The organism is Paenibacillus pedocola, assembly GCF_031599675.1.
GTDB lineage: Bacteria > Bacillota > Bacilli > Paenibacillales > Paenibacillaceae > Paenibacillus_AQ > Paenibacillus_AQ pedocola.
Map to the genome: position 1 here is coordinate 5013883 of NZ_CP134223.1, position 17753 is coordinate 5031635.

Consider the following 17753-nt stretch of genomic DNA (forward strand, 5'->3'; position numbering starts at 1 on the left):
CGGAAGTAAAATAACTGCAAAGCTTATCTTTCTAAGCTATCATTTGCTATACTCTATATTAGTGGTTAAAAAGTTAAAAACTAAAACAAAGGGGATTTCCTATATGATCATTCAGCCTAAAACACGCGGCTTTATCTGCACCACCGCCCATCCCGAAGGCTGTGCCAAGCAGGTTCAGCAGCAGATTGACTATGTAAAAGCACACAAGAAGCTGAGCGGGCCTGTTAATGTTCTCGTGGTCGGCGCTTCTACCGGATACGGACTCGCTTCGCGGATTACAGCCGCTTTTGGTGCCGGTGCGAATACCATTGGCGTATTCTTCGACAAGCCTGCTGAGGGTGCACGGACGGCTTCCGCCGGCTGGTATAATTCCGCCGCTCTGGAACAAGCCGCTGCCGAGCAGGGGCTGAAATCCTTCAGCATCGTCGGCGATGCCTTCTCTGACAGCATCAAGACCAAGACGATTGAGCTAATCAAAAAAGAATTCGGCACAGTTGATCTGGTAGTTTACAGCGTGGCTTCCCCGCGCCGTACGCATCCGGTTACAGGCGAAACCTTCTCCTCCGTCATCAAGCCTGTCGGCAGCGCGTATACGAACAAAACGATGAACTTCCACTCCGGCGAAGTGTCTACTGTAACCATTGAACCGGCTACAGAGGATGAGGTCCGCCAGACGATTGCCGTCATGGGCGGAGAAGACTGGGGCATGTGGATTGACCAGCTTCAGGAAGCAGGAGCTCTTGCGGATGGAGCTACTACGGTGGCCTATTCCTATATCGGACCGGAAGTTACCCACCCTATTTACAAAGACGGAACGATCGGCCAAGCCAAAAATGATCTGGAGAAAACAGCTATCGCACTGAATGAGAAGCTGAATGCTACGGGCGGACGGGCTTTTGTATCGGTGAATAAAGCACTTGTCACCCAATCCAGCTCGGCGATTCCGGTAGTACCGCTTTATATCTCTGCCTTGTACCGGGTCATGAAGGAGAAGGAGCTGCACGAAAATTGCATCCAGCAAATGTACCGTCTGTTCTCAGAGCATCTGTATAACGGAGGAGTGGCGGCAGCGGACGGAAGCCACCTGATCCGGATCGATGACTGGGAAATGCGTGAGGATGTGCAGACTGAGGTAATGAAACGCTGGAGCACTATTGAAACCGCCAATGTACCTGAGCTGGCCGATCTTGCCGGCTATCAGGATGACTTCTTCAACCTGTTCGGCTTCCGCACAGAAGGTGTAGATTACGAAGCTGAGAGTGAGCCAGCAGTGGATATTCCGAATTTGGTTTAGCACGGGTTGATTACAGGTTTAATATACATCGTGAACAGCAAAGAAGCCGCTCCCGTCAGGGGGCGGCTTCTTTGCTGTCGTAAACTGCATGAGTCGCAGCCCGGGCGCCCCAGCTCAAAACCGCAACATAGCTAATAATTTGCACAACAAATCAATACAACGCCAGGACTATAATGAACATAATAACAATGAAGCGATACTATGGAGGTTATTATGAACTGGAAAACAGCAATTGAACACACGCTCGTAACCACCCGCCTCAACATCAAACGTTTTGGAGGCTCTTTTCCGATTGTAAGCCTGGGAGACGGCAAATATCATTTGACTGACCATACCAGCTGGACAGAAGGATTCTGGTCCGGAATTTTGTGGCTGAGCTATGAATACAGCAAAGACCCGGAGATTCACGCCGCAGCTATCCGAACGGTTGATTCTTTTAAGAAACGCGTGGAAGCGGAGCAGTCGCTCGATCATCATGACATCGGCTTTCTCTACTCGCTCTCTGCCAAGGCCCGCTGGATTGTAGATAAGGACGAAGACTCCCGTCTGCTGGGGCTACAGGCAGCCGATATTCTGATGAAGCGCTGGCGCTCTGTTCCGCAGCTGTTTCAGGCCTGGGGACCGGAAGGCGATGTGAACGACGGGGGCCGGATTATTATTGACTGCCTGATGAATCTTCCACTGCTCTATTGGGCAACGGAACAGACCGGCGACCGCAGGTATGCCGACTGTGCCAGCATTCAGGCTGAGAAAAGCCGCCGGTTCCTGGTGAGGGGAGATGATTCCTCCTACCACACCTTTTATTTTGACCAGCTGACGGGAAATGCCATTCGCGGAGGAACCGGACAAGGCTTTCAGGACGGCTCCACCTGGACACGGGGGCAGGCCTGGGGTGTTTACGGCTTTGCCTTAGCTTATCGTTATCTTAAAGAACCGCGTTTTCTGGAAACCTCCAAAAGACTGGCCCGCTATTTTCTGGAGCAGCTGTCCGGTGATGGTATTGCGTATTGGGATTTCGATGTTCCGCAGGAGCCCCCCACTCCCCGCGACAGTTCGGCTTCGGCCATCTTTGTATGCGGCATCCTTGAGCTGCTGGAGCACTTGCCCGAGGGTGATCCGGACCGGGATATACTTGCTGAAGCGGTGGGCAAGTCTATGGATTCCCTGCTGGAGCTCTATTTTACTGCAGGCAGTCCAGCAGAGGAAGGTTTTCTCCGGCATGGCTCCTATTCTGTCAGAGGGAACTCTTCGCCTGATGATTTCATGATCTGGGGGGACTATTTCTTCCTGGAAGCGCTACTGCGTCTGCAGCAAGGCGTTCCGGGATATTGGTATGAACGCTAAACGGATGTGCATCAGTTATCCTCTTGTCTTCCGATGGCCGATAGGAAAAGAATGATCTATACTGGAATTAATAAAGGTTAATAAGGGAGCGTTTCATGAACAGGAACGATCATTCACCCCAAAGGCTTGAACCTGGATTACTAATGTTCAATTATAAATATGAAAATGAGGAAGCCCACTGGTTTCACGCTCACAGGGGGATTGAGCTGCTGTATATTTACAAGGGCCGCGGCGAAATTATGGCAGAGAATCAGACCTACCCCATCCGGGATCATACGCTGGTCTGGTTTCAGCCCTATCAGCTGCACCGTGTGATGGTTCCTCCATCACACGGCTGTACTTATATCCGGACCAATCTGACCTTTGATCCCAGTTTTGTGGAGCATTATCTTTCCGCTTTTCCTTTCCTGGAGAAATTTTTCCGCAGGATGTGGAAAGGCAGCCTGCCGAAGCCGGTTTTCTATGAGATGCAGGACACCATGATTCCGGATGTGCTGGAGGAAATAGATCATTCCATCACTAACCCTGCCGTGGACAAAGAAGAAACGATCGGGTTTCTGATGCTTCAGCTGATCCGGCTGCTTCAAAAACAAATGTCTGATGTCATGGGCGAAGTCAACCCGCTGCATTCGCGTGGAGGATCACATGTAGAGCGGATCACCGAATGGCTGGATGAACATTACCAAGAGCCCTTCAGCCTCGAAGCACTGGCTAATACGATGCATCTGTCACCGTATCATATTTCGCATGTATTCAAGCAATTTTCCGGCATCACGCTGTCCGAATATTTGATGCAGCGGCGTGTAAGTGAAGCGTGTATCCTGCTTGCCAATACCGCTAAATCCGTTCAGGAGATCGCGATGGAGGTGGGCAGTTTTTCCCCGTCCTATTTCAGTCAGATGTTCAAAAAAAATAAAGGGATTTCACCGGAGAAATACAGAAAGAGCATCCGCTGAAATCAATCTAATGAATAAAACACAAAAAACCGCCCTTTTATAAAATGGAAGTGATAAGCAGCCATTTTACGAAAGGGCGGTTTGCTGTTTAAAACCTTGTCTATAAAATGACCTCAACCTTGACGGATGAGCGTCCGGGAAATGCGGGCAGAATGTTGCCCTCTACCGCTTCACCGTCGACCGTGATTTGCCGGACACCTTTGCAGACCCTGCTGGCATTCGTAACGGTGATGTCATAGACACAGCCCCGGAATCGCCGTTTTACCGTAAACCCTTCCCATCCGGCAGGAATACAAGGGTCGATGGACAGGCCTTCGAGCACCGGCTTCACCCCCAGGATATATTGGGTAGCAGCAACATACATCCAGGCAGCCGTACCGGTTAACCAGGAGACATTGGCGAGACCGAATTTGTCAGACTCCGGCCCAAACAGGTTGGAGGCATAGACGTAAGGCTCGGCTTTGTAGCGCCATAAGCCTGCCTTATCCATGGCCACGTTCGGCAGCAGCTGGCGGTAATATTTGTAGGCCAGGTCCCCCCGGCCAAGCATGCATTCCGCAATAATGGCCCAGGTATTGGCGTGGCAGAATACCGCCCCGTTCTCCCCCGTCCCCTTGTTGTAATTGGTCAAAGGGTCGGCGGGATCGGGAAAGCTGGTGATGGACGGATGGATTTTTTTGATGCCGAGCTCCGTGTCCAGCATTTCATACACGCTGTCCATGGCCTGCAGCCCCTTCTCAGGGTCCGCCATGCCTGACATCGTCGCCCAGGTCTGGGCGTTGAGCCAGATTTTGGCCTCGTCATGTTCGTCACTGCCGAGAAAACGTCCGTCGTCCATGATGGCCCGCCGGAACCAGCGTCCATCCCAGCCAATGCTGTTGACGAGTTTACGCTGACTCTCATACATAGCTTCATACCGGGCGGTATCCTCCGGATGGCCGCCAGCTGCGGCAAGATCAACCATCCGCAGCAGCACCGTTCCAAGCTGCATCGATGTCCAGATACTTTCGCCCCGCCCTTCCCGGCATACACGGAACAGCTGGTCGTTCCAGTCCGAGCGCAGCATCAGCGGGAATCCGCGGGACCCAAGCTGCGACGCGGTGAAATCAACCGCAGCCTTCAAATGCTCATACACTGTTCCCTCGCCGCCGTCATAATAAGGTATCTTAGTGTTCAGAAAAGCGGCATCTCCGGTTTCCGCAAGCAGATCCCATGCCGCCAGCGCGGTCCACAAATGGTCGTCGGAGTGGATGCTCGTTACCGGGTCCCAGCCTTCGTTCGGGAAGAAGTAATGGTTCACATGCCCGTCCTTGTACTGCTGTCCGAGCAAAAGCCGCAGCTTGTCAAAGGCGAGCTCCGTGTCGAAGGGCACGACTGCCAAAATATCCTGTGCAGTATCCCGGTAGCCGACACCACGGAACGTGCCGGTGGCGTAAAAAGAAATGTTACGCGAGAACAGAAAGTTGCGGTGCGCCTGGTACGGATTCCAGATGTTGATCATCCGCTCGGCATCCTTGTCCGGCAGCCGGCTCTCCCATGCGCCAAGGTAGCTTGACCAGTTCTCCTTAAGCGCCTGGAAAGAGGATTCTACGAACCCGGCTTCCCGGGAGCGGGCAATTGCCCGCGCAACCTCTTCCTCATCTGCTGCAGTCCCAAGAAATACATTGATCATGCGGCTCTCCCCCGGCTGGAGCGTAAGGTTGAACTGCAGCGCCCCGCACGGGTCGCCGCCCATCAGCGTCGATCCGGTGCAGCCGCCGTTCTCAATCGCTGACGGATTGGATTCACTGCGGTAGCTGCCGATAAATTCCTCGCGGTCACCGTCATAGCCGGCTAGAGGCGTATCCGATGCCAGATAGACAAGCGGCGTCTCCTCCGGCTTCGGCTGATTTTCGACCCCGTACCGGTACACCAGTCCTTCCGCTTCATGATATTGCACTGAAACCTGATGTTTGTTGTAGCACTGCCACTGCAGCTCACGCATAAATTCCATCATGCCAAACTCAGCGTATGCGTAGACCTTCAGCTCCTGCGGTGCACTGCCCTGATTGGTCAGGGTCAGATTCCAGATCAGCGAATTCTCATAGGGCCCGACAAAATACACTGTTTGCGCCGCTATACCGCCCTGACTTGCCTCAAAACGCGTATACCCCATGCCATGGGCACTCTTCCACACCTCCGGTTTCTCTAAAGCGGGTTCGCTGGTCGGGCACCAGTAACGGCCTGTTTCTGCGTTCTGTACATAGATATACGGGCCTGAACGGTCCATCGGCAGGTGGAAGAACCGGTAGCGTGTAATCCGCCAGATCTGGGGCGACTTGTAAAAAGCTACACCTCCGCCCGCATGCGACATCATGGTGTGAAAGGTACCGTTCGACAGGTAGTTCATCCATGGCGTCGGCAACTCATGCCGTTTAAATTCCACCTCCTTCTCTTCGTCCCTGAAGGTGTAGTAATCTTTCGGATCCGTATATTTGAAAAGCTCGGCTTTCACTTTGCTTCAGCTCCTTTGTGATGGTAATAGCTTATTTCGGCTCGACTTCATCCAGGGTAAGACGGTATTCCAGGCCTTTCATATAGGTGCCGTCTTCGTTCAGAAAAGTCAGGCCGAACGTCAGGTCTCCGCCCGTTCCGTGCACGATCGCAATCAGCCGGTTAAGACCGGTCTGCAGGGTAAGCTCACGCTCCGGTTCTACCACCAGGGCACCGTTCAGATAAATCTCATAAGGTACGGATGTGTTGATGCGCAGCCGTCCCCGGTGAAGCTGCCCGGCAGCCCCCTCTTTATCCGGAGTCTGCACGAAGCAGCTCAGAAACCAGGGAACAGATCCCGCATCCGCGATGCGCAGTGTACCCTCACCGGAACGCCGCTCTTTCTTCTGCATCCAGCCGTAAAGGCCTTCCCCCAGATTATTCAGAGAAAACTCCGGATCGGTGTAATAAGCCTTCATCTCACCATAATCGACATGGGGCGGACAAGGCAGCGCCATCATCGTTTCCACGGCCCACTCCCCGTCCCCCTTCACGCTGTCCAATAGACCGTCATCAAAGGACACACCCAGATTGGCCAGCAAACGGGTATACAGGCGGAGCGCCTTCTCACTCTCCGGGTCTGTTAACAGCTGGGAGCAGAGTACAGAACCTGCACCAGCCTTAGCTTCCGCCAGGAAGGTTCCAGCGGGCCGGGCGTTTCTGCGGTTCAACTCCACCAGTGCCAGACGGCTGTATTCGGACGTGTAGCCATGCACGAAATAGTCCTTCCAGGCCGTGCCTTCGACGCTCGTACAGAGCACACCGGCGCCTTGAATCTCCAGGCTGTCGGCTGCCAGCACGCGGTTCTTGACCTCCCGCGGCGACAGAAACACCTTGTCGAACCCGAACAGGTCGACAGGGCTGAATCCCTGCACGGCGGCGTAGGCATAGTCCGCCGCCAAGTGATACGTCTCGTGCGGTACCACGCGCACGGGACGGTCCAGCAGGCGGGCAAGCGCCGCCTGCTGGTGTTCCTCCGCCGGCAGGAGCAGCACCTGCCCGCCGGCTTCGGCATGACGCCGGAGCGCCCTAGCGGCTCCCGGCGTCTCCAGCATGCAGGCTTCGGCCACGATCAGGCCGAAGTCCTGCAGCCCGGCGCGCGCGGCAATGCCCGGCGCGCCGATCCAATCCGGCGCTGCGGGATCCAGCGCCGTGTACCGCAGCCGCAGCTTCGCAAGGAAGGCTGCGGCCTGCCCGCCGCGGCGCACCAGCGCTGCCGCGGGCAGGGCCTTAGCCCCGGCTGGCTCCGCGCCGCCGGCGTAGGCCAGCAGGTTCCGCAGCAGCAGGCAGGCCTGCGGAACCTGCTCCAGACTGGCCATCAGCTCCAGCTGGTTGGCCAGGAACATGCCCTCGCCGCTGCGGTACTCCAGCAGCGGAGACCACAGATCGCCGCCGTCTCCGAAATCGCCGGAGCTGCACTCCAGCAGCAGGTTGAAATTACCTGCCGCCGGCTTCTCGAAGGCAGCATGGATGATCGGCTCCGGCCCCTCTTCATGCAGCTTCTCCTGCCAGAACATCAGGTCCCTGTCGCCAAGCCCCTCCAGTACCGGATGCCGGTAGCTCCCGGCATGGGCGCGGAGGAAGGGCCGCCGTGAGAGCGTCAGCTTGCCCAGCGACAGCTGGTTCTGCTCCAGCAGCAGCAGCCGGCCGCCCCGCAAGGCAAAAGCCTTCAGCAACGCCTCGAGTGTGCCGTCACCATCCTCCGCGCGGCTGCCGACAATGAGCAGATAATCGGCCGCCAGCTCAGCCAGCCGGGAACGGTCTATCCTTTCACAGCCTGGAACAAGCCGGCGGATCAGTACGAAATCGCGGTCCGCTCCCCAATAGGCCGACCGCCGTTGTACGTTCACTGGCCGGTTCAGCAGACTTGCCGGCATAAGCCTGTAGTCCAGGCGCAGCTCATGCACCTGCCGCCCGCTGTGGAATAACTGCGCTGTCAGCACCGCCTGCCCGCTTTCAGCCGCGGAGGCCGGCATCCATTCCAGTTGAATAATCTTATGCCCGGCAGGGGGTTGAACGAAGTCGAAGCTCTGCTCATGCACGGTCTTCCCGCCCTGCCGGATAACGAATTCCGCCCTGACTTGCTGTGCAGACAGCGTGTCATTGTATACGTCGAAGTTGCGGGTAACTGGCTTATCGTCATAGAAGCAGCTATTATATTCGGCAGCGATGATCGTTGCCGGCTTGAACGCCTCTGCCATAATCGCAAAGGCCGGATTAGGGGAGTACAACGGATACTCCTCCGGCAGCATTCCGTTGTTGATCGACAGCGAATAGGCCGGAATGACCCCCGGCTTCACTCCGGCAGTATCCGTGCCGGAAGGCGGCAGGACAATGTCCCGCTCCGGCATCGCCTGCATGAAATAATGGGCGAAATTGAAGGTGGAGATGCCGGACACTCCCTGCCGTCTGGCGTACTCCACAAACAGCCGCTCCTTCAGCGCCAGCCCCGCCGTGCTTTCATCTGCACCACGGTAAGCCTGCAGGCCGTTGTACATGCTGCTGTTCTGCGGACAAATATACCACCAGCCGCCATGTTCCCCGAAAGTCAGCGGAACTGTCCGGTCCCACTGGCTGATCGTGCCGTCGATGTTGTAATGACGGCTTTCCACTTCGGTATGTTCTTTTGGCAGCAGACGGTTGTCCCCTTCGGCGATTATCGCGCGGGTAGGATCAAGACTGCGGATCTCGGCCATCAGGCCGGGCATATGCCCCTTGAAGCCGTCCCGCCCGTCCACCCAGCGCATTTCGTTCTGCAGGCTCCAGAGAATGACAGACGGATGGTTTTTGTCGCGCTGCACCAGCCTCCGGACATGCTGCCGGCAGTTCTCCACATAAGCGGGATGGTCGGCCAGCATCGATTTGCCGGAGCCGTAAATCGCCGTTTCATCGATTAGGAGCATGCCCTCTTCATCAGCGATGCGCAGATAATCGGCAGGGTAGGGCTCGGCATGCAGCCGGATACTGTTGATACCAACCGCGCGGCAGATGCGGTACCAGTTGCGGATGTAGGCTTCGGTCATCTGCAGTCCGCCCTGAAAATGCCAGGAGTCACCGCGCAGATTGACCGGGATGCTGTTCAATATAAACTGTGGGCCATCGCACCAGAATTCGCGGAAACCAAAAACTACAGCATGCCTGTCGATAACCTCCCCGTCTTCGAGCAGCTCCAGCACCGCATTGTACAGAAACGGCTCCTCCGGGCTCCACAGCCTGGCGTTGCTCCAGTCCAGCTGGAATGAAGCACTGTATACTTCCCCGCCCCGTTCGTTTTCACAACGTCTAAGACTCTCCGCTGCGAGGGCATCCACATGTTCGGCCGCGCACTCCGCAGACAACACCGGACTGGATTCAGCTTCTAATCTATAATGTTCCGCTCTATACTGTTCCGCCCCTGGCCCTTCCGCAGACTGCTCTAGCACACCTTTTTCCCATATGCTCAGCTTTACCGTAAGCGGGCCGCGGGCCGCTGCTGTGTCTGTCCCGGCAGCAAGCGCCTGCACCCCGATCCGCCCTTCCCTGACGGAAGTCCGGATCGTTACGTCCTCCAGCGCCATTAAGGGGTAACCCTCCAGATACACGTCCTGCCAGATCCCCCGGCTGATTCTTCCATACCAGGAGCCCATAAGCCCGGTGATTTTGGACATGCCGCCGGGAAGCGTCACGGTATCAAATCCGCCGCACACCACATGCAGCTGATGCTCCTGGCCCTGCTTTACTATGGAAGTAATGTCGAGCCTCAGCGGTAAATACCCGTCTTCCCAGACACCAACCTCCTGCCGGTCCACATAAATGACAGCCTTCTGCATAATACCGTCCAGCCGCAGTACGATCTGCTGCCCGGCCATACGCTCCGGGACGCGGAAGCTCCTGTGCAGTACACCCGCTTCCGCGGCATCCCATGCCTCCGGATAACCGTGAAGGTCAAACGGAGCATACGCATACTTCGGAATTTTGCCGAAGCTTTTGCCGTCCGGCTCCGGATAGGTCCTCCTCCAGCTGGAGGGCACCTGTACCTTGCGGGCTTCATACATTATTTTTTCGGGAAGCCTGCGGCATTGCGGCTGATCGTAGAGGGGCATGAAATCCCATTCCCCGTTTAGACATAGCAGATTACGCATCTCTTATTCCCAGCTTTCCGGCGAAGGAGCATACCTCGAGCACCAGCGTAAGCTTGCGCCACAGCTCCTGGCCCTCAGGTGCTCCCTCCCATTTGATAAAATGCGGCTCCATCACTTCCGCCCAGTTATCCGGACGCAGCGATGTCTTCAGTTTTCCTTCATAGGGGGCAGGCTCCCGGGTATCCGGCTGCTCCGCATAAAAAAACAGCACATTCTCATGCAGCCCGATGATTCCGTATTTATCGCCGTCCCCAGGCCGTTCCTCCTGGTATTGATAGTGGTAGTAAACGTAGCTGGCAGCCTCTTCAGGCTTCAGCAGCGCAAGCCGTCCGTAAGGCTTGCCTTCAGGACTGCGGCGTTCCCAGTGCTGCGCTGAAACCGGATGCTGGTAATGAAAAATATCCGTCAGCGGCGCCCAGCGGCGTCCCCTTTCCCCTCCGGGCCAAACGGCAAGCTGCTCCGAGGCTCCCGGCAGCAAAGCTTCCGGGGGAACCGGCGCCCCCGCACATTCATAATAAAGAAACAGCTGGCTGCTGCAGGCAAACAGGCTCAAATGGTCTACATGCAGCCGGTCCATGGCTTCGGTAAGCGGAAGTGAGATTTCCCGGCTGCGGAAAAAATCAGCCGCTTCCCTGCCTTCCGGCCCCTCCGCTCTGTATAAACAGCGCTTCATGCTGCACCTCCCTATCGTTTGGTTCACTCTCATGTTACCGTATACAAACTGCCCCCGCCTTGACGATGGCGACCTTGTTTAGCATGATAACGACATGCGCTTACTACTCGTTTCCAGCCTAGTTCCCTGCTTCTTTCAGGACATTCCCCACCCTCCGGTAAGCGCAAAAGCGCCCTCCCCGCAGGAAGAGCGCTCACGAAGATTTAAGGTAAAACCGAGAAGGTGATGTCATCGAACAGCATGTAGGCGAAGCCGCTGGTGTAGAAGCCGACTTTACCAGACGGCCGATGGCCCGGATCACTGCCGGACAGTCTTGGTGAACCGTCCACAAATACAGAGATATCGCCGTCCTTGGCCGTTACCTTCACCGCATACTCCGTGTCCGGCTGCAGGTCATGTCCCGGGAGGACAGTCTCGGTAAGCTTCTGCCAGGCTGTGTTATACAGAATCCAGGCTGAAGTTCCATCGGCCCGGGTGCGGTAACCGATCCGGGTAGAGCCGGTGCTGTCCTGGCGGTCGAAGATGTACAGGATGCCGTTATCAGGCATCACAGACGGTGTCTTTAGCACGAAATCCAGCTGATAGGACGTAAAGCTGCGGTCGAGCAAAGCAGTCGCCCCGTTCAGAAGCTTATAGCGGCGGTTCCCGTCCGGATCAGCCGCAATGCTGCGGTTCGGATCTACCGGCCAGCCGTTCCCCCCGTTCTCAAAGCCTGTCTCATGCATAATATTGGAAACCGTTATTGCAATATCGGCTTTAATTAACGGATTTACCGTTGACACGGCCGAGATGATTGTCTGCCCTTCATAAACTGCCTCAACCACTCCCGTACTGTCCACCGTAGCCACCGCCGGGTTGGCCGACTGCCAGGTAACGCCCGTCTCCGGTGTATCCGACGGATCAAAGGCCAGCTGCAATTGCCGCTGTTCCCCGGCGGCGAGACGCACGCTGCTCTCTGCCGGGATGATCCCGGCAAGCTCGGTAGTCAGTGCCTTGAACTGAATGTCATCGAACAGCATATGGCTGACATTGCTGACGTAGAAGCCTACTTTACCTTCCGCATTGTGTCCCGGATCATTGCCCTTCAGGCGAAACGCTCCGTCCAGATAGACGCTGATATCACCGCCCTTAACGAGCATTTTGACCGCATATTCCGTATTCGGCTGCAGGTCGTGATGAGGGAGCTTCACTTCCTTCAGTACGGTCCACGCTGAGTTGTAGAGCAGCCAGGCCGAGGTCCCGTCTGCCCGCGTCTTGTAGCCAATCCGGCTGGAGCCGCTGCTGGCCTGGCGGTCAAAAATATACAGGGTCACATTGTCCCCCATCGTCTCTGGGGTCTTCAGCCTGAAGCTCAGCTCATATTCAGAGAAGCTTTTAGGACTAAGCGCCGAGGCTCCATTCAGCACCTTATACCAGCGGTTGCCGTCAAGCTTCACAATGCTGCGGTTCCCGTCCTGGACCCAGCCGTTGGCGCCGGACTCGAAATCGGTGAAATCCATCACGCCGTCGCCCGCTTCTACCGTGACATTAACCGAAGCTGTCAGCAGCGGATTTTCCGCCGATGCCACGGTGATCACCGTGTTGCCGACCGCTTGGCCGGTGACTACGCCTGCGCCATCCACAACCGCGATGCCGGGATCGGCTGAGGTGAAGGTCAGCGCGGGATTATCCGCATTCCACGGAAGGACTGCCGTCTGCAGCTTTACACTTTTCCAGCGGTCCACGGTAATTTCGCTGTCATAAGCGACCACCCCCTGGATAGGATGGCTTATAGGTCCTGCCGTCGTACCTGCTTTACCGGTTAGGCCGATTTCTGCGAATGGAATGTCAGGGAACCCGGGTATGGTAGCGAATACTTCCGCATCCGGCCGGAGCGACAGGTCGCCACCCGCCAGATTGGTGAAGCCGGGATCCTCCGTGGTCACCCAGTTATCTGCATACTGAACCAGCCCGAATTTGTCGTATGCCCCATATACATTGGTCGTTACACTGCGCGGAAGCGACGGATTATAGACGACATTCCCCTGAAACGTATTGGTGTCAGGATAATAACGGTTCTCCGTGAAGAAATTCGCCAGCTCCGGGTATTTGGTCATATAAGGCGTTCCTGTAAAATTGTTATTTGCCGCAAACAGCGCCTGCCACTTCGGCATGTAATTCAGCGGCACCTGATCATCCGGCTCGTCGCCGAGAAACATATCAGCGTAGTCATAGGGGACCTTACTGTCGATAAAAATATTGTTACGGGTCAGAATATGCGCCCCGCCGTTGTTTTTAATGGCCGAATTGCCCATTTTGTAAAAGATATTTTCGTCTATGGTAAGTCCCATGGTGAAATTATCGGGATATACCCCTTCCACCCCGGCTTTGGTTTCACCGATATTGTGAAAGTAGTTACGCCTGATGACCGTGCCCCGTTCCTGTGGCTGCTCACCCGCATTCATGTAGATGGCACCAAGGTCGGAGAAGGTTGTACATACATCGTAGATTTCGTTATACTCCACAACATGGTCGTTGCCGAAGATCAGCACACCGGGATGGGGCGCATCATGCAGCTCATTATGTGACATCCGGTTGCCGACACCTGACAGCAGAACACCGGGGTTATAGGCTTTGTGATAGTAGGCAAAATCATGGATATGCGAATTTTCCACGGCATTATTCCCCGGCTGCAGCGTCGTTTTGTTGCCCCCCGCCAGCGTGACGGCCGTACCGCCGATATGATGAATGTGGGTGCTGATGATGGCGTGGTCCGTACCCGGTGCTCCGTCGAAAATATTGTAATAAAACCGGCTCTGCGTATTGACCAGCACACCGCTGTTAGTGAAATTACGGATTTCGCTGTTCAGGATCCGCATGTGACTTCCGCCCATGAACACGGCTGCCGAATCGCGGCCGTTCTCCAGCACCAGCTCAGAGAAATCGATGTATGATGCATCCAGCGCGTTGATCATCGGCGTCTTCAGCATCGTCACTTCAATATCCGGGTCCGCTGCTGCAAACTCGGCGTTCGGCAGGAAATACAGCTTGCCGGCCTGGCGGTCGATGTAATATTCACCGGGCATATCAATTTCCTCGAGCAGATTTTGCGCAAAATGAAAATCCGGATACCAGTTTTTGAAGAGGCCGCTCATTTCCCCGTAACGGAGCGTGATGCTTTTGGCGGCTGTATCGATAGAGGCAATTTTGTTGTACGACCATTCCCAGCTGTAGCCAAAAATGCCGTCCAGCCAGATGTCGTCAGCCTGTGTCCAGTACTGCGGCCGGTCATACGTATACGTGAAGGTGCCTCCGCGCGTATGCACTTCCCCGTTCGGATCCTTCCGCGTCGGGCCCGGATCAAGAATTTCATCCATCTGCACCGTGCTTTCGTTGGGCCAGCGGGCCAGTGTCATGCCCTGCCCGGCCACATACAATTCCATCGGCGGGACCTGGCTCAGATCATTGGCCAGATAATATCCATGGCGGCTAAGCTGGCCGTAATCGGTGATTCCGAGCGCTGCCAGATCGGCCGTCAGTACTTTCGTTCTCGCCTCTGTACTGATGATACGGCTGAGTACAGCCGGGTCAGTAACCGGAACGAACGCAGACTTGGCAAGCTGCTCCGCACCTGACAACGTCACGGACTCCCCCGGATAAGCAGTGTAAGTGATCGGCTTGCCCGCTTCCCCTGAATCCTGCTGCCGCAATTCGAAGCTGGCCGTCCGTTCATACCTTCCTTCGCGTAAATATACAGTGACGCCGCCATTCGGCAATCCTTTCTTTGCCTTCAAAGAACGGATGGTATCACGTGCCTTCTCAAGCGTCAGAAACGGGGCATCTTTTGTCCCGTTATTGGAATCGCTTCCATTTGTAGCTACATAAAAAGCCTTCCCGGATGTCTTCTCCTCAGCAGATGCAGAAGATGCAAAGGGTGGACAGGGAGTCATCATGAACAACAGACCGGCCATAAGCGCTGCAAGCAACCTTTTTCTCACCAAAGCTCCTCTTCCTTTCCATGTGGGAATGTTGACGGCCACGCCTGTATTTTTCCTAAGCGCAGCCGCCTTTGAGCAGCAGGTTCTTCCGAGTTCCTCCAGCGGTACAGGTGTATCTCTATATAGTTTGAACTTGTGATTTTACCATTTTGGATTGGCCGTGACTCCAGAGAATATTTGGACTTCCGGCCGCTGTTGTCTGCAGATTTCTTGATTTATACCGTTTCCACGGTTGAAATCCGCAGACAGCCTATGCTTCCGATGCTAGCTTTCCTTCGGAAAGCTTTCAGGCGGACGCTAACACTCCTACAGTTCTAAAATTCCCCTCCATCACTTTTCCTAATTTACTATTTTCAAGTTCAATCTATATAGCAGCTTACTTCTTCAAGCCTTTATCCTTAAGGAATTGTTCGAATTGTTTGGTCACTTCCGCTACGTATTTCTCTTCGCCCGCTTCCTTCAGCTTGCCGTATAGTACAGGCCAGGTTTCTTCAAAATCCAGTGTTCCGGTAACAAGTCCGCGCTTGTATTCACCCCACACGGCATTCAGGTTGGCGATCTCTGTATTCACCGGCTCAGAATTGAACTTGAAGGCACCGACAGGGTTGACCTCGGAATCGGAATTGATCTTTTTGGTTTCCTCCCAGACGTTCTCCGGCTGGCCTTCCTTCAGATAAGAATTAAATACACTGCCAAACACCCAGTCCATATTCGGCAGATACCGGGAATCCGGCAGCGCCTTGATGTAATCTCCTGTCGTCTTCTCGTAGTGAACACCGGCAATACCATTGCAGAGCAGATTGTACAGCTCCTTGTCGGTATTCACCAGATTCAGCAGCATCATGGCCCGTTCCGGATTAGGGGCGGTGCGGCTGATCGACTGGTTGGTCGTCGCCGAGTAGCCGTTGGAGAACCAGTCGCTGAGCGGAACCGTGATGACCTCATTGCCGCCGTTTTTCGCCTTAACTTCGGCTTCTACCCCTGGCTTCAGCGTAACGTTGAAATCTACGGCAATCTGTCCTTTAGTCAAATAATCGTTCATCTTTTCAGTAGCAGCGTCTTTGTAAATGTAACCTTCTTTATACCATTTGCTGGCCAGCCGGAAATTGTCCAGCTCTTCTTCCGGATAGCGGTACAGCGTATAATTCGGATCATCTGTTTTGATGTAGAAATGGTCATCCAGTCCCGGAACTACCCAGTACTTGTCGTCATGCGACTGAGGATTGATAAAAGAAGTGCCGAATACGCCAAACGGAATAATATCCGGTTCATTCTGCTTAATCTGGGCCAGGAAAGGTTCAATATCGGCAATCTTTTTGATGGAAGCGGTATCAAGTTTGTACTTGTCAGCAAACCGCTTCTGAATAATGAATCCGTAACGGGAGCCGTTGATCTGCTGGTTCGGGATACCGTAAATCTCCCCGTCAACCGAAAGACCGTCCCACATCACCTGCGGCACATCTGCTTTCAGCTCCGGCGCGTATTCATCCAGGAGAGCATCCATCGGCTGAATAGCTCCTTTGCGTACCAGCTCCTCCGGCTTGAGCATGTAACCAGTCCAGAGAATGTCGAACTTCTCGCCCGCTGCAAGCACAGTGTTCATCTTCTGCACATAGTCCCCGATGGCGACAGGCATCAGCTTGACGGTGGCGTTGATCTTTTCCTTCACAATCTTGTTAACTTCCTCTTGGACCTTCGCCTGGTCGGCCTGAAGCTGCGACAGCGGATAATACCAGGTCAGTTCAACCGGCTTCAGCTCCCCGGCATTTCCCGAATCCGGTGCTGCGCTTTGCACACCTTCTGTACCGCTGCCTTCCGTACTGCTTGCCCCGTTACCGTTAGCATTGCCGTTATTGTTGCCGCCGCAGCCGGACAGAACCGACGCCGCGAGCAATACAAACGCCAAAACCCCAAACAGTCTTTTTTTCATTTGAGTGACCTCCTGTACTTTGTACATGATTGTATGTTAACCCTTTAGGGAGCCAACCGTAAGCCCTTTGACAAAAAACCGTTGAAAGAACGGGAAGATAACCACCATCGGTCCGCCCGCCAGCACGGCAATGGCCATCCGCGCCGAACTATTGGGGAAACTAGCCAGATCAATACCGAGCTGTCCTGTAAACTCCGAATTCGTGGTGAGAAACTCGATACTGTTGAGTGTCCGCACCAGCAGCAGCTGCAGCGGTACTTTATTAGGATCATCGATGTAGAGCATCGCGTTGAACCATTCGTTCCAATACGTAAATGAAATCAGGAGACCCAGAGTAGCAAGCGCCGGTGTGGATAAGGGCAGGATAATCCGGAAGAAAATACGGAACTCCCGCGCCCCGTCGATTTTGGCTGATTCAATGATCTCATGCGGGATTTTGGACATGAACCCCTTCATGACCATGATGTTGAACGGTGACAGCAGGATCGGCAGAATAAGCGCCCACAGGCTGTCTTTCAGATGCAGGTATTGCGTAATGAGGATATAGGAGGGAACGAGCCCCCCGCTGAACAGCATGGTGAAAAAAACATAAAATGTCGTCACCCGGTTATACCGGTAGTCCTGTCTTGAAATGACGTATGCGGTCATCGCAGTCAGCAGCAGGCCGGTCAGCGATCCAATCACAGTCACCGTAAGGGTCACCCCGTAGGCCCTCAGCAGAATATCAGGAGCATCAAGCAAGTAGCGGTAGGCATCCAGACTGAACGACGTAGGAATGAACTGATAGCCGTTTTGGGTCAGCGCCTTTTCATCCGTCAGCGAGACTGCTATGACAAGCAGAAACGGGAGGATAACGATAAGGGAGAGCACCGTAAACAGCAGGTTAATAAACAGCTTGGAGAATTCGAATTTTCGGGCCACTGCCA

At 54.7% G+C, this 17753-nt stretch carries 9 protein-coding genes; 3 read left to right on the forward strand and 6 right to left on the reverse strand.

The genetic code is table 11. The annotated features are described in order from the left end of the window. Positions 1–103: 103 nt before the first annotated feature. From fabV to QU597_RS22220, 3 genes are all read left to right on the forward strand, one after another. Positions 104–1294, forward strand: a complete 1191-nt coding sequence (gene fabV / locus QU597_RS22210) for an enoyl-ACP reductase FabV (protein ID WP_310829862.1) — start codon at positions 104–106, stop codon at positions 1292–1294. 213 nt (positions 1295–1507) lie between these two features. Continuing rightward, the gene (locus QU597_RS22215; RefSeq protein WP_310829863.1) at positions 1508–2638 is read left to right on the forward strand and encodes a glycoside hydrolase family 88 protein; all 1131 of its coding nucleotides are present in this window, start codon (positions 1508–1510) and stop codon (positions 2636–2638) included. Between the two features lie 95 nt (positions 2639–2733). Further along, complete coding sequence (locus tag QU597_RS22220; RefSeq protein WP_310829864.1) at positions 2734–3594, forward strand: AraC family transcriptional regulator; 861 nt, start codon at positions 2734–2736, stop codon at positions 3592–3594. Positions 3595–3694: 100 nt separating this feature from the next. Here the strand turns inward: QU597_RS22220 and QU597_RS22225 are convergent, their stop codons facing one another. From QU597_RS22225 to QU597_RS22250, 6 genes are all read right to left on the reverse strand, one after another. Continuing rightward, positions 3695–6088: a GH36-type glycosyl hydrolase domain-containing protein gene (locus QU597_RS22225; RefSeq protein WP_206101647.1), complete on the reverse strand. Its 2394-nt coding sequence runs from the start codon at positions 6086–6088 to the stop codon at positions 3695–3697. 31 nt (positions 6089–6119) lie between these two features. Beyond that, the gene (locus tag QU597_RS22230) at positions 6120–10247 is read right to left on the reverse strand and encodes a glycoside hydrolase family 2 protein (RefSeq protein ID WP_310829865.1); all 4128 of its coding nucleotides are present in this window, start codon (positions 10245–10247) and stop codon (positions 6120–6122) included. Then, a complete protein-coding gene (locus tag QU597_RS22235) occupies positions 10240–10920 on the reverse strand; it encodes a hypothetical protein (protein WP_232380932.1) in 681 nt (226 codons plus the stop codon). Before QU597_RS22235 ends, QU597_RS22230 begins: the two co-directional genes overlap by 8 nt. Before the next feature lie 203 nt (positions 10921–11123). After that, positions 11124–14897 (reverse strand): Ig-like domain-containing protein, encoded by a 3774-nt coding sequence (locus QU597_RS22240; protein WP_310829866.1) that lies wholly within the window; start codon positions 14895–14897, stop codon positions 11124–11126. A gap of 376 nt (positions 14898–15273) precedes the next feature. Continuing rightward, positions 15274–16827: an ABC transporter substrate-binding protein gene (locus tag QU597_RS22245; protein ID WP_206101650.1), complete on the reverse strand. Its 1554-nt coding sequence runs from the start codon at positions 16825–16827 to the stop codon at positions 15274–15276. Positions 16828–16863: 36 nt separating this feature from the next. Continuing rightward, on the reverse strand, positions 16864–17748 hold the full coding sequence (locus tag QU597_RS22250; RefSeq protein WP_206105270.1) for a carbohydrate ABC transporter permease: 885 nt from the start codon (positions 17746–17748) through the stop codon (positions 16864–16866). Positions 17749–17753: the final 5 nt, after the last annotated feature.